Below are 19,940 nucleotides of genomic sequence, written 5' to 3'. Positions count from 1 at the left end.
GCCACGCATTCCAGCGTGGGCGGGAACACGCGCTTCAAATCCTCCATTCGTGCGGCGTGCTGGACACATACCAGCGCGCCGGATCCGCATGCGTTTCCACGACGTTGATGCGGTGTTCCAGATCGACCAGATCGACCGACGACGCCAGATAGGACTCGCGTTCGTGGTCCTCGGTGGTGATCAGCAAGGCGCTCAGTTTCTTGGCAAGTTCAGCAAACATGATTCTCTCCAGTCCGTGTTGCAACGAGCCGTTTCGGTCCGGCTGTGGGAGCCGGCGTTGCCCGTCGATGGAATGAAGCTTAGGCGCGAAGAATGAGCCGGAAATGAGCGCTCGAAACCGGCGATTAACGCCTTGGCAATGTGCAAATTTCGAACTGACACGCTGCTAATTTCCCCCTCATTCTGCGTGACCACAATGCAGTCATTCGATGCAGCCAACCGACTCGCACCGATCGACAAGGGGAACAGAAAATGAAAGTCATTCGCCATCTGGTAGTCGCTGCGGCGCTCGGTGTCGGCCTGGTGAGTTGCGCCGAAGCGCATGTGTTCGTCGGCGTGGGCGTAGGTGTAGGCGCGCCGGCGTTTCCGATGGTGCCGGTAGTGCCGGCTTACGTGCCGCCGCCGGTCTACTACGCAGCGCCGCCACCTCCGCCGCCGGTGTACACGGCGCCTGTCGTGATTGGGTACTACGGGCATCCGCAGTATCCGCGCTACTACGGCGGGTGGGGTTACGGCTATGGCTACTGGCGCCGTTAAGACGCGTGCCTGAACCGGCAGTACCACGAACCAATAATCAACGATCAAGAGGAATATCAGTCATGAAGCAACGTCAACTGGCTTTTGTCGCCGCTATCGCGCTGGCGCTTTCACTCGTATCCGGCTGTGCGGTCGCCGACGATGGCTACGGCTACTACATGAGCCGTCATCCGAACATCGAAGCCGCGGACTTCAACGCGCAGCAGGCGATCGAGCGGATGCGCGCCGCACAGCGCGCCAACGGCTACGACATGGGCGGCCATGCAGGCCGGGCGATTGCCTTGATGCAGCAGGCTCGCGCCGAGATGCAGGTCTCCGCCGAAATGGCGACGCGTTGAGCGCGTCGACTACCTGGACAAGCGGGGCACATGCACGTCGAATCCGCGATGAATTCACGACGAACAGCCCCGCTCGCATCGCGCGAGCCGCGCTGACCACGGCGTCCGTCGGCCGTTTCTTTCCGATCAGATCATCATGAACGTCCAGCAATCCCAAACCACTTCGACCGATGGCGTGCCGCTCGACACGCTTACGCGACCGCGTGCCGAAAGCTGGCAGGCCGCCTGGGTGCGACGCGCGATTCCGCTGGTGATGGCGCTGCACTTCAGTTCGAGCCGCCGCCCGGCGCCCGACGTGCACGCGCTGCGATTGCGCGCGCATCGCTACACCTTGCCTGGCCGGCTCGCCGCGGCATGCCTTTATCCGCGCGTGCGCCGTCACGCCGATGCCGAACTGAAGGGCGAATGGATTCGTCCGCCAGGCGCTTCACAGGAATCGGAAGAAACAGTGGTGCTATACCTGCACGGCGGCGCGTACTACTTCGGCTCCCCCGCGACGCATCGTGCGTTGACCGTCGAACTGGCCCACTCGACGCAATCGGCGGTGTTCGCGCTCGACTACAGCCTCGCGCCCGAACATCCGTTTCCCGCCGCGCTGGAGGACACCTTGCGCGCCTATCGGGCGCTGCTGGCGCGCCGCATCGCGCCGAGTTCGATCGTGTTCGCCGGCGACTCGGCGGGCGCCGGGCTCGCGCTCGCCGCGCTGGTGGCGCTGCGCGACGCGGGCGAGCCGCTGCCCGCCGGGGCCGTGCTGTTCTCGCCTTGGGCGGACCTGACGACGATCTGGCGCGCGAGCCATAACGCGTTGTCGATGAACCGCACCGCGATGGAAGCGGCCGCCGACATGTATCTGCGCAACGTCAGGCGCTTCGAGCCGCTGGCGTCGCCCGCGCGCGCGAAGCTGCATGGCTTGCCGCCCATTCACGTGCAGACCAGTGACGCCGAGGCGTTGAGCACCGACGCGCGCGAGCTCGCGGCAAGACTGCAACGCGCAGGCAATGCAGTGGAGTTCGCACAATGGCATGCAATGCCGCACGCGTGGCAGTGCTTCGCGCCGTTCGTGCCGGAAGCGCGCGCGGCGCTGGCCGAGGCTTCGCGATTTATTTGCCGCTGCTGGGCGGGCGCGACCTTGCGATGAACGCGTTGATCGCGGCGGCGAGCGCCTGCGGGTATTGATACATCATCGCGTGGCCCGCCGAACGCACGACGAGCAGTTGCGCATGCGGAATCTGCTTGGCGAGCGCTTCCGAGTTCTGCTTCGGCAAGACCTGATCGTCGGCGCCCGTGAGGACCAGGGTAGCGAGGCGCACGTTCTTCAGCGCTGCTGCGGCGGCCTGGTCGCCGGCCCAGTCATGCAGCAGTGCGGACTGGCCTTCGGTCACCGTCGCCGAAATGGCCGGCGACTGGTAGCCGGCCGGCTGGAACATATTCTTACGGAAGCACCGTTGCGCTGCGTCCACCGCAGTGGGCGGAAACAGGACCCGCATGACGTCCATGAAGCTGGTGCCCGGCTTGCCGGACAGGGTGGCTTCGACGTCGGGCGTCACCGGCACGCCGAGCGACCCCGGCGCGGGCGCGCTCATGAGGACGATGCGCCGCACGGCGAGCGGCGGGTCGAACGCGAGTTGCTGGGCAATGGCGCCGCCCATCGACCAGCCGACGAAGGTGACGTCGGAGAGGTGCAGTGTGTCGATCAGCGCGGCGGCGTCGAGTGTCATGTCCCGTGCGGAAAAGCTGGATGCCGCCGGTTCGGAGCGGCCGATGCCGCGGTTGTCGAAGACGATCACTTCGTGCCGCCTGGCGAGATCGGTCAGAAAGGCGGCGTCCCATTCGGCCATCGTCGCGCGAAAGCCGGTTTGCAGCACGATCGGCGTGCCGCGGCCGAAGCGGTAGTACGCGATGTCGCCGTTCACCGTATGCGCGATCTGCTCACGAATCGATGGTTTGTGATCCGGGCGATCGGCAACGACCGGGCAGGCCTTTTCGTTCGCGTAGTGGACGGTTTTCGCTTCGACGAGCGCGGCCTGCGTGGCGCCGAATAGCGCCAGCAGCGAAGTCGCCGCGATGAGACTGCGCAGGCGTGTCATGAAGCCGGTCCTTTGCCGGCTTCGCCGAGCATGACGGTCCAGCCGAGCCCTCGCACGTTGCGAATCACGGTGAGCCCGAACTTCTTGCGCACCGAATGAATCAGCACATCCACCGCGTTGCTTTCGACCTCTTTGCCCCAGCCGTACAAACGGTCTTCGAGTTGTTCGCGCGACAGGATCGTGCCGGGGCGTTCGAGAAACGCGAGCATCAGCGCGAATTCGCGTGCGGAGAGCACGGTCGTGGTGCCGTTGCAGGTCAGCGTGCGTTTGTCGAGATCGAGGCTGAGCGATTCGTCGCCGAGACGCGACGACGCGTAGCCGGCCTTGCGGCGGATCACTGCACGGATGCGGGCGAGCAGTTCGGGGACGTCGAAAGGCTTGAGCAGGTAATCGTCGGCGCCGACATCGAGACCCTGTACGCGCGAATCGAGATCGTCGCGGGCGGTCAGGATCAACACCGGGACCGCGTTGCCGGCCGCGCGCGACGACTTCAGCAGCGCGATGCCGCTCATGCCGGGCAAGCCCAGATCGAGCAGCACGACAGTGTATTCGGCGTTGGCCATGGCGTCGCGCCCGGCGATGCCGTCCCTGACCCAGTCGACGCTATAGTCGGCGTCCTTGAGTGCACGCAGCAGACTTTGGCCAATCTGCAAATCGTCTTCAACGAGGAGAATTCTCATGATCGTCCTGTCGGCAGCAGTCAGGTTGTGCCTGGCTCGCAGCTCGCGGGTGCGTGGCCGGGCCACGACAGGCGAGCGATTGAATGATAACCGACGCACGCGCGGCGGCATGATCCGCAGTGCCGATCTGGTCGAATGAGTGAGGGGTTTGTGCGTGCCGACGCAAGCGTGGATGCGGGACGATTCGAAGACTTCGCTGCGTGCGCAGCGATGAGAGGCCGGGACTCGTGGCGTGCCGAAATCCTGCTGGCGCAGGTGGCGGATCGAGACGCCACATAACGCGGTGTGGCGGCTCGCTGTGTCGTCGTCAATAAGCGCCGGCCATGGCGAGCAGATAGAACGGCAGCAGATCTTCGTTCGATGGCGGCGGCTCCAGCGCTGCGCCGGCTGCGTCAGCGGGTGCGTTGGCGGTGTCGTCGGACTGGGTGGAAAGGGCGGTTTGCGTGTCCATGATGCTAATCCTCGTGATGATCGAACCGCATCTGCGGAGAGCCGAAAGGGTCTTTCCGTGCGGGATAGAGTCATCGTGAGCCTCGTGAATTAGCGTGAAATTAGTCGATGTTCCGAGCCCTGCGATGAAGAAGCGCAGGGCTGCGAAACGCTACTGCTAGCGCGATGCCTGCCCGGCCGCGTGCTGTTCCGGATACCACGACGTGAACTTGACCGCGGCGACCAGCGCGGCCACGGTCGCCATCACGCCCACCGAATGGGGCAGCGCCGGCGCATAAACCATCTCGATGTCCGCGAGCACCAGCATGCCGAACGCGAGCGCCCAGGTGGCGCTGATCACATAGTTGACGTGGATGAAACGCTCGCTGTTCCACTGCTCGCGATCGACGGTCTCGCGTGCGTATTGCAGCGTGAATGGCCGCCGCAATGCGATCGACGCCAGCACGACCAGCGCAAGCCCTGCATCGACCCGCAGCCGCACCGCGGCGATCGACCAGTGCACGTCACTGGTCAGCGCATAGATGGCCAGCGCCCCAAATAGCAGGACGGTGCAGGCTTCCAGCAGCTTGACGTGGCGGGCCGGGCTTACGAGATCGCGCACCAGCAGCGCGGCGGCGACGAGCGCACCGGCAAGCAGTCCCGCCTGCGCGCCGGCAAGGCGTTCGATCACCGCAAAGGCTAGAAACGGGGCAAAGCTCAGCAAGAGATTCATCGTGGACTCCAGAGTTGGGGGAGGTTCGCGTGATGGCAGCCGGCCGTGCGTTTCGCGTAACGCGGACTACGCATGACGGCCATGCGAAGCCAAATGCCGGTATGTTTACAGTGGAAAGATATTGCCTAAATTTTCAGCGCGAGTCAAGTGGAGATGATTGGGAGCCAATTCATTCGTTCGCCGGGCAAATCACCTCGACGTCGATGCCGATCGACCCGCGGACGAGCGTCGTCCGAGTGCTCACTTTCACCTAACTCTCGAAGCCGATCATGCGTCCTGCAGCACACGAAAACGACGCTTATCGAAACCACCAGGGTGAAGGAGAATCATCATGTCAACACTTCGTTCAGCATTGGCCGTCGCCGTCATGGCCGCGTCCGCTCTTGCGGTGAATACCGCTCACGCCGCCGAGGGCTGCGGTCCGAACGGCTGGCGCGGTACCTGGGGCCATTGCCATTACGCGCCGCCGGTCTATGTCGCGCCGCGTCCGGTGATCTATGCAGCGCCGCCGGTCTCGACCTACGCTTGCCCTCCCGGCTACTGGCTGGGCCCGTGGGGCCATTGCCGCGACACGCCATATCACGGCCGCCTGCCGAACGGCGGATGGCAATGAGCGGGCGCAAGCCTGATCCGTCGCCGGCGATGGGGCCGACGGCGGATCGTTCCAGGTCCGCCGCGTGCACAGACCTTATCCACAGAAAATGTTCGCAACCCTGTGGACAAGTCCTGGCCAAGCGAGATAACTGATTGAGTGCAGAAGGATTTCTTCGCGGGAGCAGCGAACGCGCTCACTCCATCGGCGAGGCGAGCAAGGACACCGGCACGCCATGGCAATTGACCCGGGCGACGAGCGCCGCGCCCAGGCCCGCACTCGACTTCTCGTGCGCATCGAATGAGGTCATCTCCCTGTCGACCCGCAGAATGTTGATGGGCCACGACGGCCGGGACAGCCGTTCGTGCGCGAAAGCCCCGACCCATAGCGGCGTGATGGACGTGCCGTTGCCCACCGCGTAACCGCTGGGCCAGAAACGCAGCACATCGCGTTCGTCGCGCGAGTCGCCCGGACGCATGAAGACCACCGAGGACGGCACGCCGTTGTTGAGTTTCGGCAAGACCGGCAGCGACACCGCGGCCACGTTGGGCGAGGCCAGCGAGAGCAGGCTGTGCGCCGAGACGTCCGTGCCCTCGACCCACCCTTGGGCGCGCAACTGTCCGCGGATCGAATCGAGATTCGAGACCCACTGCAGCGTGAGCGGCTCTTTGCGGTCGCCGCCCATATCCGAGCGGTAGCACGGCAGGCGCTTCCACAGGGACAGTGTCCATTCCGATTGCGTGACCAGCACGGGCGACGGACGCAGCGCGCTATCCGGCGGCGGGGTGGGCATGTTGAAGCCGATCTGCACGCCCACGCTGACCAGCACGACCGCCAGCACCACGACGGGCATGAACGCGCGTTCGGGCGGTGCTTCCGGGTGCCGCCACATCGCTGTCAACGCAACGATCGCCACCCAGATGTACGCGAGCGCGGCGCCGCCGATCGCATCGGACACCCAGTACCTGCCGAAGTACAGTCCCGCGAGCGCGACCACGATCACCACGATCGCACTCGCGGCCGCCACCAGCACGCCCTCAAGCCGGCCGACCCGGCGCGCCAGCAGAAACGCGAGAAAGCCGTACACGATGACGGTCGCGGCGACGTGATTGCTCGGAAACACATAGGAGCCGGCCATCAGCTCATTGGGCGGCGCGCGGCGCATCGCGAACTGCAGCGCGAAGATCAGCAATTGGGAAAACACCACAGCCGCCAGCCAGTAGCCGATGGTGCGCCAGCGCCGCTCGAGCAGCATCCACATCGCGACCGTCACCACCAGCGCCGCGAGCGTGAAGCTGCTGCCGAGTGTCGAGAGTCCCGCAAGCACGGTGTCGCTCCAGGGCGTGCGTACCGATTGCAGGAAGTGATAGACGGAGAGGTCCACTTGCGTCAGCGGATCGCCGCTGATGACGTCGTCGAGCACGCCGAAAAAAAGCGCGCCCGACACGAGCACGACCAGCGACGTCAGCAGGATGCTGCTGGCGTCGGGTGTGCTGGGGTCGAGCATCCTGCGCGCGAAACGGCCGAACGGCCCCGGATGCCGGCACGCCCAACTCCCGAGCTGGCGGCCCGCCGCGCCCGACCATGCATTGGCATGCGAGAGCAGAAAACGCGCGGCGCGAAAGCTCAGCCAGACGATCCCCACCAGCAGCGCGATGATCACGACGAGCCGGAACGACACCGCGCCGGCCAGCAGCACCGAGGCGCCGAATATCATGCCCGGCAGGATATGGGCGGGCGCCCAGATCAGCGCGGACAGCACGTTCATCGCGTAGAAGCGCAGCGGCGACATGCCCAGCATGCCCGCCACCACCGGCACGATCGCCCGCAAGGGGCCGATGAAGCGCGCCAGCACGACGCTCTTCGCGCCATGTTTGCGGAAGAAGCGGTGACCTGCCTCGAGCAGTTCGGGATGTTTGCGGAACGGCCAGAACTGGACGATCCGGTGCTTGTAGCGGCTGCCGATCCAGAAGCTCATGCCGTCGCCGGCGATGGCGCCCGCGATCGCCCACACCAGTGCCCAGCCGAGGCTCAGCGAGCCGGTGCCGACCAGCGCGCCGGCGAGGAACATCGCGGTGCTGCCCGGAACGAAAGTGCCGATGACGGCGAGAGACTCCAGAAAGGCCGCCAGGAAGACGACCGTCAGCGTCCAGCCAGGATGACCGGCTAACAGATGCAGGAGGTGGATGTAGGCGTGCTCCATCGTGCGCGATCAGCCGTTCTGGCGTAACGATTGATCATAACGCGCGAGGGAGCCGTCTTATTCCTTTTTGGGGACCGCTCGCATGTTCACGAAGCGCTAAGCGAATCGCCGGAGACGTGAACGCGTTCGCCGATCTGCACGGCTGGTTGCGTCGGGTAGCTGAAGTTGCGATAGCTGCCGTCCTGCATGCGGACCTGGACTTCGTAAGTGGTCTGCTTGCGCACCGCGTGCTCGATGCCGTTACCGGCGAGTCCGCCGCCGACCGCGCCCGCAATCGTCGTGAGAATCTTGCCGCGGCCGCCGCCGATCTGATTGCCGACCAGCCCGCCCGCCACCGCTCCGCCCAGCGCGCCGAGCCCCGTGGTCGGCTCGGGCGCCTGCACCGTATTGATGGCGACGACTTCGCCCGCGTACGGATCGGCGGCGACCGGCCGCGGTGCCGCGGCGTCATAAGGTGCCTGGTAGCCCTGATTGTTTGCGTAGTTCGGCGCGGCCACCGGGTTTGCGCGGCGCGGGTGATGAACCGGCGGCCGGGCAGGGGCGGCTTGCTGCGCGGTCTGCTGAACCGGAGCCGGTTGCGGCGCCGCGATCGGCGCGCTGGCGATCTGCGGCGCCGCCGCCGTGACCGGCAGCGCCGGTTCCGTGACGGCATGCGAAGTCGGCAGCAGGCCGGTCATCGCGGCGATGCCGGTTGCGCTCGCCAGGATGACGGCGACAGCCGCGCCGGCAACCAGCGGATGAATACGGCTGCGTTGCGCTTGGCTGGTAGCGAGGTTCGTGTTCATGGCGGACTCCGCGGGTAGGTGCTTGCAATAACGCCGCGAAAGTGCGCCCGGTGGACACGGGTCGCGTGCTCCTTTGTAAGGATTTGTACAACTTCGCGCGTCCGGTTACACGTTCAGATTTCGTCGCTGAATTCGTCGAGGAAACGTTGCAGGCGGTCATGGCGCAGGCTCGCCAGACGCGCGCCGGTCGTCGTTTGAAAACCCGCCGAGAGTTTCAGCAGCTTGGTGTGGAAATGGTCGAGCGTGTAGCGCGTGTCGTCCAATGGACGCCGCGTTGCGTGCGGATCAGCCGGATCGTACAAGGCGCGGCCCATCCGTCCCGCGACGTAGAAGCAGCGCGCCACGCCCAGCATGCCGAGCGCGTCGAGCCGGTCGGCGTCCTGCAGCGTTTTCGCTTCGAGCGTGGTCGGCGTGACGGCGGCTGAAAAACTGTGCGCCTCGATCGCGTGCGCCGTGGCCTCGACTTGCGCTCGCGGCCAGCCGAGCGAGGCCAGCACGAGTGCCGCTTTTTCCGCCGACAGGCGCGACGCCTGCGCGCGCAGCGGCGAGTTTTTTTCGACCGCGACGCAATCGTGCAGCAACGTGGCGGCGAACAGCACCTGCGCATCGCCGCCTTCTTCCGCCTGAATGGCCGCGGCGTTTTTCCAGACGCGTTGCAGATGCGAGGTGTCGTGCGAACCGTCGCCGTTGTCGTCGTAAGCGTGCGGCAGGAGAGTTCGGGCCAGATCCTGAAAGGGGGCGAAGGCGGGTTGTGTCATCGGTGCAGTCTGTGAAGAAAGCCGTCGATTATCGCGCATCGTTCGCCGAGTTCTGATCTGGCGGCGGTGAACGAAGCGGGTCGGGCGTCGTCATACTATTTGAGCGGCCGGCAATGCGGACACCGCGGCCGCGCAATTCGACGATGTAACGGAGTGGGCTATGAAGATCGTAAAGGGCAGTATCGTGGCGTCGGCACTCGTGATGGGTGTCGCCACGGCGGCATATGGGCAGTCGGTCGGCCTGCCGGGCAATGCCGGCGCGGGTGGCATGAATGGCGTGCAGTCCAGCGGGATCAATAACATGGGTGCCGCGGCGGGTGCGGGGCTGGGGACGGGAGCCGGCACGAGTCCGACACCGGGCGTCGGCACGATGGGCGGCGCGGGGGCCGGTCCCGCGCTCAACACCATGCGGGCAAACGGCACGAGCCTGAACATGAATCCGGACCCACGCGTGCCGAATCTCGCCGGCAAGGGCATGCCGGCGCGGAATTAGTCAGCAAGCTGCGCGCGTCCATCGCGTGATGGCCGCGTATAAAATGCACGCCTCGGCAAGCGGATCCGGTTCGACGGCAAGGAGATGGGCATGGCGTACGGGGAGCACAAATACAAGGTCTCGGTGCAGTGGACCGGCAATCGCGGAAGCGGCACTTCCGGTTATCGCGACTACGGGCGCGATCATGTGATTGCCGCGGGCAACAAGCCCGAGATTCCAGGCTCATCGGATGCGGCCTTTCTCGGCGACGCCGGGCGCTGGAATCCGGAAGATCTGCTGGTCGCCTCGGCCAGCGCCTGTCACAAACTCTGGTATCTGCATCTATGCGCGGATGCCGGCATCGCAGTGACCGCGTATCGCGACAACGCCGAAGGCACCATGCTCGACGATCCGAAGCAAGGCCGTTTTTCCCAGATCGTTCTGCGTCCGCATGTCGTGATTCGCGCGGGCGGCGATGCCGAACTCGCCGCGCACCTGCATCACGTCGCGCACGAGAAGTGCTATATCGCGAACTCGGTCAACTTTCCGATTCTCTGCGAGCCGGTCATCGAAACGGATACGCATTGAACGAGGCGTTCTGGCCGCCGCTCGCCGAAGCGCGCGGGGGCTGTGCGCTATCCATTCAATGCAGCAGCGTCATCTGCACGACCTTCACGATCACCAGCGCGACCGCCACGATCAGATAGCCGCGCAACACGCCCATCCAGACACGCTTGGACATCGTCAATTGCGGCGCCGGCAGTTCGTCCAGAGGTGGCATGCGCCAGTTTGCGCGTGTTTCCTTCGACAACCCGAACTCGCTTTCGTGAGCCGCGGAGTTTTCTGATTCCCGCCGTAGCTTGCGGACCACGACGGTGGCCGCATAGCCTGCTACGGCCATCAATGTGCCGCCTGCGAGCACTTCAAGAATCGCGTCGCCCGTGATGTCCGGATACATCACCGATGCCGTGAGAATGATGGATAGCATGACGAGCACCCAGACCACTGCGCCTGTAAAGACGTTGAGCTTCTTCGAGTTGACCCACGGTCCGAGGACCGCGCGGTCGTTGCACAACAGCAGCAGAAACACGGTCGCGCTCGGCAGCAGCACGCCGGCGAGCGTTTGCACTGCTTCCGTCAGAAGGCCGAGCGGGCTGCCCGGAATCAGCACCAGCGTCGCCGCGGCCGCCACGATGCCGAAATAGACGAGGTAGAAGCCCTTCGCGTCCGACACGCCGCGATGCAGCGAGTGGCGAATCTTGAAGACGTCGCCGATCGCGTAGGCGGTGGACAGCGACACCGCCGCCGCGCCGATGATGCATGCGTCGAGCAGCGCCACGGCGAAGAGTACGGCGGGCGTGCGGCCGGCATATCTTTCGAGGTCGGCGATCACGCCGCCGGCGTCGGTGAAATTGCCGGATTCAGGTTTGCCCGCGTAGAGCGCCGCGCAGAACGAGATCATGGCCACGGCGCCGATCATCACGAAGACGATACCGATCCACAGGTCGGCTTTTTCGTACTTCATGAAGCGCGGCGTGATGCGCTTGTCGACGATGTAGCTCTGCTGGAAAAACAACTGCCACGGCGCGACGGTGGTGCCGACAATGCCGATCACGAGCAGCATCACGTCGCTTAGTTTCGAGTGGGCGGGCCAGCCCGGAATCAGAAAGTCGTGCGCCATCTGGCCGGCCGGCGGATGAATCGACACCAGCACCGGCACCAGCAACAGGCTCATCAGACACAGCACCACGGCGAAGCGTTCGAAGCGCCGGAAGTTGCCCGTGCTGACCGCGGCCATCGTTACCGCCGCCGCGATGCAAACGCCGGCCACTTTCGAAATGCCGAAGAACTGAAGCACGAACGTAATGCCGATGAATTCGGTCACGATCGTGAGCGCGTTCAGGATGAACAGATCCACGACGCTGAAGGCGCCCCAGAACTTGCCGAAGCGCTCGAAGATCAGCCGTGCGTGACCGACGCCGGTCACGGCGCCCAGACGCAGCACCATTTCCTGATTGACGAAGAGCACGGGCACGAGCAGCAGCATAGTCCACAACAGGGTCGTGCCGTAGTTCTGTCCCGCTTGCGTGTAGGTGCCGAAGGCGCCGGCATCGTTATCGCCGACCATCACGATGAGGCCGGGCCCGAGAATCGCAAGCAGCGTGCGCACGCGGGCCCACCAGCTGTTGCGCGCACCCGTGTCGTGGTGAGCGATGGTGCCGAGCGCGCCTTTGATGTCGCCGAGGTGCGCGTCGTCGAGAACGGCGCTGCGCGGTGGTGAGACGTTGATTGGAGTGGACATGCTAGCCGCCTGAGTAGGTTTGATTGGATTGAGCGGGGCGCCTTCGGGATTCGCTGGGTGTGCGCGGTCGGACGACGGCGGCGCGGGCGGATCGCGAAGGCGCGCTGAGCTGGGCGTGCGTAGTTACGAAGCGGTGTGCGAAACGGGCTGTGGAGCGGGCTGTGAAGCGCGGCGCGACGCGAGCGCCTTGAGGCGTTCCCAGGATGCGGCGAGCCAGTGCGGCTTGATGCCGTGCAGTGCGAGAGCGGCGTCGCTGTGGGTGTGGGTTTGCTGCAGGGTCGGTACGAGGATGGCGAAGTACATGTTATTTCTCCGGGCGTATGGCTTGACGCGGATTGCGGAAAGCCAGCAGACACGGAGCGCGGCGCATCGGGCGCGCGGCGAAGGACGTCTACTTGCTTTCCTTAGGCAAATAAAGCTTTGCGTGCCTGCCCGGTCGTGACTGAGCGGCACCTAAGCGGCATATGGGATAACTGTCACTGTCCATGGCGGCTCCTTATCGGCGTTCAGTACGCACGTGTTTGTCCACGCGCCCGGCCGCGCCGTTTCGAGCGAATCGAAACGGCGCGAGCGAACGCTGTTGCGAGCCGAGGCTCGCAACGCAATGCCATTCGGTGAGACGCACGTGCGCAAGCACGGCGCGGCCGGATGGCGCTAATCAAGGTGCACGGAGAGAGTTACTGCGGCGCGCACCGTCTGCCTGCTGGCAAGACGGCGGCTAAGAAAAGAGAGCGCGGGCGTCGGGCCGGTCAGGCAGTGAAGCTGTTCGAAAGTCGACTACTGCTGGTGTCCAAGGCATGGGCCCCGTTTGTGAAGACGGCGAATTTTAGGCACTCCGGCAAGCGGAAGTCAACATGCTTCGTTAAACGAAGCAAATATTCTTTTGTGGGGCGTGGGCTAGGCCACGTTGTGGTTGCCAGAGGTGTCTTGTCTTTCAGTTTAGACAGAAAAGAAAGGCAAATGAATGGTGTGTTTTTCGTCGCTGGCGCAGAGAGGTTGCGGCTGATATCGCGGGCCGGGTTCCATGTGCAGCTCGGCCTGATCTGGCGACTGCGCTTGCAAAAGCATGATGCGGTTGCAGCGCGTGTTCGTGACTCGCGGTGACAGGCGAGCGTGCCCAGTGGATGGAGCCGAACTTCGGGCGCGCTTCGCCGTCGCTACACGGGCAGAGCGCGCTTCGAGGCGTCTTAACGATTGCCGTCGAGCAGATCGCCAAGCAGTTCGTCGAACGCGGCTTGCGCGTCTTCGAGCTCCTGCAGCGCGGCGTCGAATGTTTGCAGCGCGAACTGCGAAGGCTTGCCGCTGCCGGCCGGCGGGAATTGCGATTGCAGCGACACGAACGCCGACTGCACCCGCTGCGTCGCGGTCAATACGCGCTGCATCGCCGCGGTTTCTTCGGCTCGCGCCTGTTCGTGATCCATGAGAACTCCGTATTCGTCTGGTGGGCTCGCGCCGTTTTCAAAGGGGTGAACATGCCACGTTCGCGTTCAGGACAGCGGCAAGCCGCCATTAGCCTTAATTTCGCGCAACGATAGCGCCGATTCCACCGATGTCACGCCAGGCAGGCTGCGCATCTCGTCGCGCATAAAGGTGCCGTAGTCGTCGAGGTCGCGTGCCACCACCTGCAGGATGTAATCGGCGCTGCCCGACACGTTGTGACACGTGAGGATTCGCGCAATGGCCTGCACCTCGCGCTCGAAGCGCGTCGCCACCGCGCGGTCGTGCACGGCAAACCGCACGTAGACAAATGCCACCACGCCGAAGCCGAGCGCGGAGCGTGACAGCATCGCGCGGTACTGGTCGATATAGCCGTCGTTTTCGAGGCGCTTGAGACGGCGCGCGCAGGGCGTTTCGCTCAGGCCGACCGTTTCGGCCAGCCGCGCGTTCGACATGCGGCCATCTTTCTGCAGCGCGGCAAGGATCGCGCGGTCTGTTTTATCGAGGTCGGTCGTCATGGCTCAGGTGCTGATTTCGGTTTGGAGGAAAACATAGGCATAAGCCGTAATGTTAGCGCATTCCTCCAAACATAAAGTCAAGAGGCTGGTAATTCGCCAGCAAACCCTCCGCCGGCGATAGCAAGATAGAGCCTTGAAAACAGGAGAATTTCATGATTTCCGCACACTTGCTGGCCGTGTATATCGCAGCCCTTTTCGTCGTCTATGCCGTGCCCGGACCGGATATGGCGCTGGTGCTGCAAACCAGTATCGGACGCGGCGTGCGCAGTGGTTTCGCGGCCGCCGGCGGCCTCGGTCTCGCGCGCGCGACGCACGTCACGCTCTCGGCATGCGGGGTGGCCGCGCTGTTGCGCAGCGCGCCCTGGCTGTACGACGTGGTGCGCTATGGCGGCGCGGTTTATCTCGCATGGGTGGGCATTCAGATTTTTCGTTCGCCGGTGTTTGCGCTGCCTGACGGCACGACAACGGCGACCCCTGCGGGTGCTGCGGCGAGCATCGAGTCACGCCCGCTGCGGGCCGCCTTTGTCAAAGGCCTGCTGACCAACCTGCTCAACCCGAAAGCGTTGCTGTTCTGCTCGGTGTTGCTGCCGCAATTCGTGCGCCCGGAGGCGGGGCCGGTAGCCTTGCAGATGGTCGAACTCGGTCTGGTGCTGCTCGCTATCGGCGCCTGTTTCGACGTGATGTACGCGATCGGCGCCGCGCGGATCGCCGGCTGGATGCGGGCCCATCCGCTCGCGCAAGCGCTGCAGCGCTGGACCTTCTCGGCGGCGCTGATCGGCTTCGCGCTGCGGCTCTCGCTGGACTGACTCTGGCTGGGCATCACGTGGCGCGTTATCGGACCGCCACGCGCCCAACCGCGCAAGAGGGGCCGCCTACTTGCTCAGCTTATGCTCGCGCCGCGAGCGGTCCTCGATGATTTTCTTACGATGCTTGTCTTTCATCTTCTTCCAGCTTTTGCATTCGTCGCGCGTGCGCAGGCAGCCGATGCAGAAGCCGGTTTTGCTGTCGAACTTGCAGATGTCGATGCAGGGTGACGCGATGCTCATGGCGAATGGCAATTAAAGTAAATGCGAGGACTCTCGCATGCGCCATGCCCGCACGCAAAGTGATTGTGTTAATAAAGCCGATAGAGAGCCACAGCTTAGTCGTGGCATCACAATCACTCGCTTTCACTCTCAATGAAAACTTTTCTGCTTTATGCCGTGACCGCCATTGCTGAAATCGTCGGTTGCTATTTGCCGTGGCGGTGGTTGAAAGAGGGCGGTTCGATCTGGCTGCTGGTGCCGGGCGCGCTCAGCCTCGCGCTGTTCGCCTGGCTCCTGACCTTGCACGGCACCGCCGCAGGCCGCGTATATGCGGCTTACGGCGGTGTGTATGTGGCGGTGGCGATTGCCTGGCTATGGTGCGTCGACAAGGTGCGGCCCACGCTGTGGGACGCCGCCGGCGTGGCCTTTACGCTGGCCGGCATGGCGATCATCGCATTCCAGCCGCGCGTTTGAGCTGGCCGGGGCGTGGATCTTTGCGCACCCCAACATGCATCTTTCTGTGAGCGCTCATTGCCTTATCTGCGCAACCGTCAAAGCCACGCAGGCACGCCCTTTACTTGATGCCGCCGAGATAGTCGAGCTTGCCGAGTTCGACGCCGTTGTGACGCAGAATGTCATACGCCGTCGTGACGTGAAAATAGAAGTTCGGCAGCACGAAACCGAGCAGATACGACTGGCCCGTGAACTCGACCGGGCCCGTGCGCATCTTCAGCGTGATCGCGCGTTCTTCCGAGCCGTCGATCTGCTCCGCATTGAATTCCTTCAGATAGTCGATCGTCTTTTTAAGGCGGCCAATCAATTCTTCAAAAGTCTGTTCGACATCTTCGTACTTCGGCGCTTCGACGCCGGCCAGACGCGCGGCGCAGCCCTTCGCGGTGTCGCTGGCGATATAGACCTGGCGCGTCAGCGGCAGCATGTCCGGCGCGAGCCTGCCGGTGGTGAACACCGACGGCTCGATCTGCTTCGCGGCGGCGTGCGCTTCGGCTTTGCCCAGAATGACCTGCAGGTTCGTCAGGCCGCGGATCAACAGGGGCAGTGATGCTTGATACATCGAAATTGACATGGGGCTTCCTCTGATTCTTTTGATCGTGCGCGCGGATGGCGCGCGAGGCAACGTAGCGGCTGGATTGCCGCTGCAGCATCATAGCGCGAGCGATGCGGGATGCGCATCGATGCGACACGACGTTAGCCATTCGGACAACTGCCGCGCGCGCCGGAACTGTGTTTGAATGGATTGGTCGGACGGTTTGACGTCCTTGATCAGCAAACTTGCCGCCGGCCTTAGGCAATGAGGTTGTGCAGGCGCGTGGCGTGCCGCGTCCACCCCCGTGGAGCGCGCTGCCACGCTAACCGGAGAATCGACACCATGGTCAATAAGCACCCGCTGCCTGGCAGCGAACGCACAGTGGAACAGGGTTCGAAAGTCGTGGGGCAATGCGATCCGGCGGAGCGCATCGAAGTATTCGTCATGTTGCGCCGTCAGCAGCAGGCGCAGTTCGACGCGCTGATGAGCAAGATCGAAGCCGGCGATCCCAGCGTCAAGCCGTTGTCGCGCGAGACGCTCGCCAAAGATTACGGCGCCGCGCCAGACGACATCGCCAAGGTCAAGGCCTTCGCCACCGCACACGGCCTGACGGTGGTGCGCGAAGATCCGGCCGCGCGCACGGTGCTGCTGAGCGGCACGATTGCCCAGTTCCAGGACGCGTTCGCCGTCAAGCTGGAACACTACGAACATCACTCGACCGGCCAGTTCCGCGGCCGCACCGGCACGATCAGCGTGCCCGACGATCTGCACGGCGTAGTGCAAGCCGTGCTCGGCCTTGACGACCGCCCGCAGGCGAGTCCGCACTTTCGCATCCGGCCGCCGTTTCAGGCGGCCCGCGGTCATCAGGTTTCGTTCACGCCGCCGCAACTCGCGTCGCTCTACCACTTTCCGCAAGGCGACGGCGGCGGTCAGTGCGTCGGCATCATCGAACTGGGCGGCGGCTATAACACCAGCGACCTCAAGTCCTACTTTGCGAGCCTCGGCGTCGCATCGCCCAAGGTGAAATCGGTCGGCGTCGACCAGGGCAGCAACCAGCCGACGGGGGACCCGAACGGGCCGGACGGCGAAGTCACGCTCGACATCGAAATCGTCGGCGCGATCGCGCCGGGCGCGACGATCGCGGTGTATTTCACGCAGAACAGCGACGCCGGCTTCATCGACGCGGTGAGCCGCGCGGTGCACGACACGACCAACAAGCCATCGGTGATTTCGATCAGTTGGGGCGGCCCGGAGTCGAACTGGACCAGCCAGTCGTTGCAGGCCTTCAACAGCGTGCTGCAGTCGGCGGCGACCCTCGGCGTGACGGTCTGCGCGGCGTCGGGCGACAGCGGCTCGAGCGACGGCGCGGGCAGCGGCGACCAGGTCGACTTCCCGGCGTCGAGCCCGTATGTGCTGGCCTGCGGCGGCACGAGCCTCACTGCGTCGGGCACTTCGATCTCGCACGAGGCGGTGTGGAACGACGGCGCGCAGGGCGGTGCGACCGGCGGCGGCGTGAGCCAGGCCTTCCCGGTGCCCGTGTGGCAGAAGGGTCTGTCCGCCACCTCGACGAGCGGCGGCAAGAAGGCGCTCGGCGGGCGCGGCGTGCCGGACGTGGCGGGCGACGCATCGCCCGTGACCGGCTACAGTGTATTGATCGACGGTACGCAGACGGTGGTCGGCGGCACCAGCGCGGTCGCGCCGCTGTGGGCCGCGCTGATCGCGCGCATCAATGCGGCGAAGGGGCAGCCGGCCGGCTTCATCAACCCCAAGCTGTACAAGGCGAGCGGCGCGTGCAACGACATCACGCAAGGCAACAACGGCAGTTTCGCGGCATCCGCGGGCTGGGATGCGTGCACGGGGCTCGGCAGTCCCAATGGTCAGAAGGTGGCGGCCGCACTATAGTCTGCAGGACACGCCCCGAAGGAAGTCCTTTGGGGCGACATAAAGACGTGAACGAAGACGTGAACGAACCCATGGAGCGATCATGACGAATACCGAGTCAGCTTCTGTTAGTCCGCAGCCGTCGCACAATTCCCATGCTTCTGGCGCACCAGCGGGCACGCCCGCGCCCGCCAGCGCGCCGCACAAAGCCGGCGACCAGCCGTTCTTCGATCCGGTCGCCTACGGCAATGGGCCGGACGATTCCGTTACGGCAACCGATGAAAGTGCCGCGATCACGCATCACTCGGTCACCATCGGCGGGCACAAGATCAACTACACGGCGACGGCGGGCCACCTCGTCATCGTCGACCCGAGCAGTTCACAGCCGGAAGCCCGGATGTTCTACGTGGCGTTCACGCAGGACAACCAGAAGGAAGAAGCGCGGCCGGTGACTTTCTTCTATAACGGCGGCCCTGGGTCGTCGTCGGTGTTCGTGCTGCTGGGCTCGTTCGCGCCGCGCCGCATCAAGACGTCGATGCCGAGCTTCACGCCGCCCGCGCCGTATTCGATGGAAGACAATCCGGACAGCCTGCTCGACAAGAGCGACCTCGTCTTCATCAACCCGGTCGGCACCGGCTACTCGGCGGCGATCGCGCCGAAGAAGAACCGCGACTTCTGGGGCGTCGACCAGGACGCGGATTCGATCAAGCAGTTCATCAAGCGCTTCCTGACCAGGAACAACCGCTGGAATTCGCCGAAGTACCTGTTCGGCGAGTCGTATGGCACGGCGCGCAGTTGCGTGCTGGCGTACCGCTTGCACGAAGACGGCGTGGATTTGAATGGCATTACGCTGCAATCGTCGATTCTCGATTACACGCAGGCCGGCAACCCGGTCGGCGCACTGCCCACGGCGGCCGCGGACGCGTGGTATCACAAGAAGCTCGGCATCGCGCCGCGGCCCACCGATCTCGGCACGTTCGCCGAAGAAGTGGCGCAGTTCGCGCGCACCGACTATCTGGCCGCGTTGCGCAAATTTCCGACCACCGACACGGCAACGGTCGAAAAGCTCAGCGAATACACCGGCATCGACAAGACAACCTTGCTTGCGTGGAGTCTGGATATCGCGTCGTACGACAGCCGGGGCAATTCACTCTTCCTGACCACGCTGCTGAAATCCAAGGGTCTCGCGCTCGGCGAATACGACGGCCGCGTTACGGCGATCGGCACGGGCATTGCCGGCAAGATCGACCCGAATTCCGGCGGCAACGACCCGACCATGACCGCGGTCACCGGCGTCTACACGACGATGTGGAACGTGTATCTGAATGAGCAGTTGAAGTACACGTCGAACTCGTCGTTCACGGATCTGAACGACCAGGCCTTCCAGTACTGGGACTTCAGTCACATCGATCCGACCGGCGCGCAGAAGGGCGTCGATTCGAAGGGCAACGTCATTCTGTACACCGCCGGCGACCTGGCCGCGGTGATGGCGCTCAATCCCGATCTGAAGGTGCTGTCGGCGAACGGCTTCTTCGATTTCGTGACGCCGTTTTATCAGACCGTGCTCGATCTGCAGCAGATGCCGCTGCTTAGTCAGCAGGTCCGGCAGAACCTGTCGGCGCGCTTTTATCCGTCGGGGCATATGGTCTATCTCGACGGCGGGTCGCGCACCGCGCTGAAGGCCGATCTCGCGAAGATGTACGACACGACGGTGTCCAACACGCAGGCGCTACTCCGTATCCGCGCTCTGCAGGCTCGTGTGCCGAAGTAGCGGCGCATTGACGCGTCGCGTTGCGGACGTGACGCGTGTGGAATGCTTGGGATCGCGGGGTCAGTGGACAGAGGGCGCCAGCGGGGATTGGGATTGGCGACGCGCGAGTGGTGGCGTCGCCGGTTCCC

The 19,940-nt window shown here is 64.3% G+C and carries 26 protein-coding genes; 12 read left to right on the top strand and 14 right to left on the bottom strand.

Annotated features, from left to right (window positions below):
* Positions 1-34 precede the first annotated feature (34 nt).
* Positions 35-220 (bottom strand): DUF3563 family protein, encoded by a 186-nt coding sequence (locus P0D80_RS04360; RefSeq protein ID WP_408281554.1) that lies wholly within the window; start codon positions 218-220, stop codon positions 35-37.
* A 251-nt stretch (positions 221-471) separates the two neighbouring features.
* On the opposite strand from P0D80_RS04360, the gene P0D80_RS04355 reads away from it, so the two are divergent.
* From P0D80_RS04355 to P0D80_RS04345, 3 genes are all read left to right on the top strand, one after another.
* Complete coding sequence (locus P0D80_RS04355; protein WP_408281552.1) at positions 472-756, top strand: hypothetical protein; 285 nt, start codon at positions 472-474, stop codon at positions 754-756.
* A gap of 62 nt (positions 757-818) precedes the next feature.
* Positions 819-1,094 (top strand): hypothetical protein, encoded by a 276-nt coding sequence (locus P0D80_RS04350; protein WP_408281551.1) that lies wholly within the window; start codon positions 819-821, stop codon positions 1,092-1,094.
* 136 nt (positions 1,095-1,230) lie between these two features.
* Positions 1,231-2,232 carry an alpha/beta hydrolase gene (locus P0D80_RS04345; RefSeq protein ID WP_408281548.1) on the top strand — a complete coding sequence of 334 codons (1,002 nt, stop codon included), beginning with the start codon at positions 1,231-1,233 and terminating at the stop codon, positions 2,230-2,232.
* On the opposite strand, the gene P0D80_RS04340 is transcribed toward P0D80_RS04345, so the two are convergent.
* Together P0D80_RS04340 and P0D80_RS04335 are read right to left on the bottom strand one after the other, a co-directional pair.
* Positions 2,195-3,181, bottom strand: a complete 987-nt coding sequence (locus P0D80_RS04340) for an alpha/beta fold hydrolase (RefSeq protein WP_408281545.1) — start codon at positions 3,179-3,181, stop codon at positions 2,195-2,197. The genes P0D80_RS04345 and P0D80_RS04340 overlap by 38 nt on opposite strands.
* A complete protein-coding gene (locus tag P0D80_RS04335; protein ID WP_408281544.1) occupies positions 3,178-3,861 on the bottom strand; it encodes a response regulator transcription factor in 684 nt (227 codons plus the stop codon). Before P0D80_RS04335 ends, P0D80_RS04340 begins: the two co-directional genes overlap by 4 nt.
* Between P0D80_RS04335 and P0D80_RS04330 the strand changes: the two genes are divergently transcribed.
* Positions 3,860-4,000: a hypothetical protein gene (locus P0D80_RS04330; protein ID WP_408281542.1), complete on the top strand. Its 141-nt coding sequence runs from the start codon at positions 3,860-3,862 to the stop codon at positions 3,998-4,000. The two genes, P0D80_RS04335 and P0D80_RS04330, sit on opposite strands and share 2 nt — an antisense overlap.
* Before the next feature lie 168 nt (positions 4,001-4,168).
* On the opposite strand, the gene P0D80_RS04325 is transcribed toward P0D80_RS04330, so the two are convergent.
* A complete protein-coding gene (locus tag P0D80_RS04325; protein WP_408177195.1) occupies positions 4,169-4,312 on the bottom strand; it encodes a hypothetical protein in 144 nt (47 codons plus the stop codon).
* A 156-nt stretch (positions 4,313-4,468) separates the two neighbouring features.
* Positions 4,469-5,023, bottom strand: a complete 555-nt coding sequence (locus P0D80_RS04320) for a hypothetical protein (protein ID WP_408281540.1) — start codon at positions 5,021-5,023, stop codon at positions 4,469-4,471.
* Between the two features lie 331 nt (positions 5,024-5,354).
* Here P0D80_RS04320 and P0D80_RS04315 point away from each other — a divergent pair, with 331 nt between their 5' ends.
* Complete coding sequence (locus P0D80_RS04315) at positions 5,355-5,636, top strand: GCG_CRPN prefix-to-repeats domain-containing protein (RefSeq protein ID WP_408281538.1); 282 nt, start codon at positions 5,355-5,357, stop codon at positions 5,634-5,636.
* Positions 5,637-5,811: 175 nt separating this feature from the next.
* On the opposite strand, the gene P0D80_RS04310 is transcribed toward P0D80_RS04315, so the two are convergent.
* The 3 genes from P0D80_RS04310 to P0D80_RS04300 form a co-directional block, all read right to left on the bottom strand.
* A complete protein-coding gene (locus P0D80_RS04310; protein ID WP_408281535.1) occupies positions 5,812-7,818 on the bottom strand; it encodes a bifunctional DedA family/phosphatase PAP2 family protein in 2,007 nt (668 codons plus the stop codon).
* Positions 7,819-7,904: 86 nt separating this feature from the next.
* The gene (locus P0D80_RS04305) at positions 7,905-8,603 is read right to left on the bottom strand and encodes a glycine zipper 2TM domain-containing protein (protein WP_408281532.1); all 699 of its coding nucleotides are present in this window, start codon (positions 8,601-8,603) and stop codon (positions 7,905-7,907) included.
* 113 nt (positions 8,604-8,716) lie between these two features.
* The gene (locus tag P0D80_RS04300) at positions 8,717-9,361 is read right to left on the bottom strand and encodes an HD domain-containing protein (RefSeq protein WP_408281531.1); all 645 of its coding nucleotides are present in this window, start codon (positions 9,359-9,361) and stop codon (positions 8,717-8,719) included.
* 160 nt (positions 9,362-9,521) lie between these two features.
* Between P0D80_RS04300 and P0D80_RS04295 the strand changes: the two genes are divergently transcribed.
* A complete protein-coding gene (locus P0D80_RS04295; RefSeq protein ID WP_408177200.1) occupies positions 9,522-9,854 on the top strand; it encodes a hypothetical protein in 333 nt (110 codons plus the stop codon).
* A 90-nt stretch (positions 9,855-9,944) separates the two neighbouring features.
* Positions 9,945-10,421 (top strand): OsmC family protein, encoded by a 477-nt coding sequence (locus P0D80_RS04290; RefSeq protein WP_408281529.1) that lies wholly within the window; start codon positions 9,945-9,947, stop codon positions 10,419-10,421.
* A 55-nt stretch (positions 10,422-10,476) separates the two neighbouring features.
* On the opposite strand, the gene P0D80_RS04285 is transcribed toward P0D80_RS04290, so the two are convergent.
* Together P0D80_RS04285 and P0D80_RS04280 are read right to left on the bottom strand one after the other, a co-directional pair.
* Positions 10,477-12,135, bottom strand: a complete 1,659-nt coding sequence (locus P0D80_RS04285) for an NRAMP family divalent metal transporter (RefSeq protein ID WP_408281527.1) — start codon at positions 12,133-12,135, stop codon at positions 10,477-10,479.
* Between the two features lie 123 nt (positions 12,136-12,258).
* Positions 12,259-12,438 carry a hypothetical protein gene (locus P0D80_RS04280; protein WP_408177203.1) on the bottom strand — a complete coding sequence of 60 codons (180 nt, stop codon included), beginning with the start codon at positions 12,436-12,438 and terminating at the stop codon, positions 12,259-12,261.
* Positions 12,439-12,783: 345 nt separating this feature from the next.
* On the opposite strand from P0D80_RS04280, the gene P0D80_RS04275 reads away from it, so the two are divergent.
* Positions 12,784-13,239 (top strand): hypothetical protein, encoded by a 456-nt coding sequence (locus P0D80_RS04275; protein WP_408177204.1) that lies wholly within the window; start codon positions 12,784-12,786, stop codon positions 13,237-13,239.
* Between the two features lie 83 nt (positions 13,240-13,322).
* Here the strand turns inward: P0D80_RS04275 and P0D80_RS04270 are convergent, their stop codons facing one another.
* Both P0D80_RS04270 and P0D80_RS04265 read right to left on the bottom strand, forming a co-directional pair.
* The gene (locus tag P0D80_RS04270) at positions 13,323-13,556 is read right to left on the bottom strand and encodes a hypothetical protein (RefSeq protein ID WP_408281523.1); all 234 of its coding nucleotides are present in this window, start codon (positions 13,554-13,556) and stop codon (positions 13,323-13,325) included.
* Between the two features lie 66 nt (positions 13,557-13,622).
* Positions 13,623-14,090 (bottom strand): Lrp/AsnC family transcriptional regulator, encoded by a 468-nt coding sequence (locus tag P0D80_RS04265; RefSeq protein WP_408281521.1) that lies wholly within the window; start codon positions 14,088-14,090, stop codon positions 13,623-13,625.
* 152 nt (positions 14,091-14,242) lie between these two features.
* Between P0D80_RS04265 and P0D80_RS04260 the strand changes: the two genes are divergently transcribed.
* Complete coding sequence (locus tag P0D80_RS04260; protein WP_408281518.1) at positions 14,243-14,896, top strand: LysE family translocator; 654 nt, start codon at positions 14,243-14,245, stop codon at positions 14,894-14,896.
* A 66-nt stretch (positions 14,897-14,962) separates the two neighbouring features.
* Here the strand turns inward: P0D80_RS04260 and P0D80_RS04255 are convergent, their stop codons facing one another.
* The gene (locus P0D80_RS04255) at positions 14,963-15,136 is read right to left on the bottom strand and encodes a DUF1289 domain-containing protein (protein ID WP_132382683.1); all 174 of its coding nucleotides are present in this window, start codon (positions 15,134-15,136) and stop codon (positions 14,963-14,965) included.
* A gap of 132 nt (positions 15,137-15,268) precedes the next feature.
* On the opposite strand from P0D80_RS04255, the gene P0D80_RS04250 reads away from it, so the two are divergent.
* Positions 15,269-15,589: a YnfA family protein gene (locus P0D80_RS04250; RefSeq protein WP_116121219.1), complete on the top strand. Its 321-nt coding sequence runs from the start codon at positions 15,269-15,271 to the stop codon at positions 15,587-15,589.
* 100 nt (positions 15,590-15,689) lie between these two features.
* Here the strand turns inward: P0D80_RS04250 and P0D80_RS04245 are convergent, their stop codons facing one another.
* Positions 15,690-16,199, bottom strand: a complete 510-nt coding sequence (locus P0D80_RS04245) for a DUF1993 domain-containing protein (protein WP_408177208.1) — start codon at positions 16,197-16,199, stop codon at positions 15,690-15,692.
* A 303-nt stretch (positions 16,200-16,502) separates the two neighbouring features.
* Between P0D80_RS04245 and P0D80_RS04240 the strand changes: the two genes are divergently transcribed.
* Entirely contained in the window at positions 16,503-18,062 is a 1,560-nt protein-coding gene (locus P0D80_RS04240; RefSeq protein ID WP_408281516.1) for a S53 family peptidase, read from the top strand.
* An 82-nt stretch (positions 18,063-18,144) separates the two neighbouring features.
* Positions 18,145-19,812 (top strand): S10 family peptidase, encoded by a 1,668-nt coding sequence (locus P0D80_RS04235; RefSeq protein WP_408177210.1) that lies wholly within the window; start codon positions 18,145-18,147, stop codon positions 19,810-19,812.
* The last annotated feature ends 128 nt before the right edge of the window (positions 19,813-19,940 follow it).

Source organism: Paraburkholderia sp. RL17-373-BIF-A, from assembly GCF_046030175.1.
Taxonomy (GTDB): Bacteria; Pseudomonadota; Gammaproteobacteria; order Burkholderiales; family Burkholderiaceae; genus Paraburkholderia.
This window is presented reverse-complemented; position numbering and strand designations above follow the sequence as displayed.

Bases quoted from the DNA above. Each gene is read 5' to 3' on its own strand.
- P0D80_RS04360 (WP_408281554.1), bottom strand. From the start codon at position 220: ATGTTTGCTGAACTTGCCAAGAAACTGAGCGCCTTGCTGATCACCACC.
- P0D80_RS04355 (WP_408281552.1), top strand. From the start codon at position 472: ATGAAAGTCATTCGCCATCTGGTAGTCGCTGCGGCGCTCGGTGTCGGC.
- P0D80_RS04350 (WP_408281551.1), top strand. From the start codon at position 819: ATGAAGCAACGTCAACTGGCTTTTGTCGCCGCTATCGCGCTGGCGCTT.
- P0D80_RS04345 (WP_408281548.1), top strand. From the start codon at position 1,231: ATGAACGTCCAGCAATCCCAAACCACTTCGACCGATGGCGTGCCGCTC.
- P0D80_RS04340 (WP_408281545.1), bottom strand. From the start codon at position 3,181: ATGACACGCCTGCGCAGTCTCATCGCGGCGACTTCGCTGCTGGCGCTA.
- P0D80_RS04330 (WP_408281542.1), top strand. From the start codon at position 3,860: ATGATCGTCCTGTCGGCAGCAGTCAGGTTGTGCCTGGCTCGCAGCTCG.
- P0D80_RS04335 (WP_408281544.1), bottom strand. From the start codon at position 3,861: ATGAGAATTCTCCTCGTTGAAGACGATTTGCAGATTGGCCAAAGTCTG.
- P0D80_RS04325 (WP_408177195.1), bottom strand. From the start codon at position 4,312: ATGGACACGCAAACCGCCCTTTCCACCCAGTCCGACGACACCGCCAAC.
- P0D80_RS04320 (WP_408281540.1), bottom strand. From the start codon at position 5,023: ATGAATCTCTTGCTGAGCTTTGCCCCGTTTCTAGCCTTTGCGGTGATC.
- P0D80_RS04315 (WP_408281538.1), top strand. From the start codon at position 5,355: ATGTCAACACTTCGTTCAGCATTGGCCGTCGCCGTCATGGCCGCGTCC.
- P0D80_RS04310 (WP_408281535.1), bottom strand. From the start codon at position 7,818: ATGGAGCACGCCTACATCCACCTCCTGCATCTGTTAGCCGGTCATCCT.
- P0D80_RS04305 (WP_408281532.1), bottom strand. From the start codon at position 8,603: ATGAACACGAACCTCGCTACCAGCCAAGCGCAACGCAGCCGTATTCAT.
- P0D80_RS04300 (WP_408281531.1), bottom strand. From the start codon at position 9,361: ATGACACAACCCGCCTTCGCCCCCTTTCAGGATCTGGCCCGAACTCTC.
- P0D80_RS04295 (WP_408177200.1), top strand. From the start codon at position 9,522: ATGAAGATCGTAAAGGGCAGTATCGTGGCGTCGGCACTCGTGATGGGT.
- P0D80_RS04290 (WP_408281529.1), top strand. From the start codon at position 9,945: ATGGCGTACGGGGAGCACAAATACAAGGTCTCGGTGCAGTGGACCGGC.
- P0D80_RS04285 (WP_408281527.1), bottom strand. From the start codon at position 12,135: ATGTCCACTCCAATCAACGTCTCACCACCGCGCAGCGCCGTTCTCGAC.
- P0D80_RS04280 (WP_408177203.1), bottom strand. From the start codon at position 12,438: ATGTACTTCGCCATCCTCGTACCGACCCTGCAGCAAACCCACACCCAC.
- P0D80_RS04275 (WP_408177204.1), top strand. From the start codon at position 12,784: ATGGCGCTAATCAAGGTGCACGGAGAGAGTTACTGCGGCGCGCACCGT.
- P0D80_RS04270 (WP_408281523.1), bottom strand. From the start codon at position 13,556: ATGGATCACGAACAGGCGCGAGCCGAAGAAACCGCGGCGATGCAGCGC.
- P0D80_RS04265 (WP_408281521.1), bottom strand. From the start codon at position 14,090: ATGACGACCGACCTCGATAAAACAGACCGCGCGATCCTTGCCGCGCTG.
- P0D80_RS04260 (WP_408281518.1), top strand. From the start codon at position 14,243: ATGATTTCCGCACACTTGCTGGCCGTGTATATCGCAGCCCTTTTCGTC.
- P0D80_RS04255 (WP_132382683.1), bottom strand. From the start codon at position 15,136: ATGAGCATCGCGTCACCCTGCATCGACATCTGCAAGTTCGACAGCAAA.
- P0D80_RS04250 (WP_116121219.1), top strand. From the start codon at position 15,269: ATGAAAACTTTTCTGCTTTATGCCGTGACCGCCATTGCTGAAATCGTC.
- P0D80_RS04245 (WP_408177208.1), bottom strand. From the start codon at position 16,199: ATGTCAATTTCGATGTATCAAGCATCACTGCCCCTGTTGATCCGCGGC.
- P0D80_RS04240 (WP_408281516.1), top strand. From the start codon at position 16,503: ATGGTCAATAAGCACCCGCTGCCTGGCAGCGAACGCACAGTGGAACAG.
- P0D80_RS04235 (WP_408177210.1), top strand. From the start codon at position 18,145: ATGACGAATACCGAGTCAGCTTCTGTTAGTCCGCAGCCGTCGCACAAT.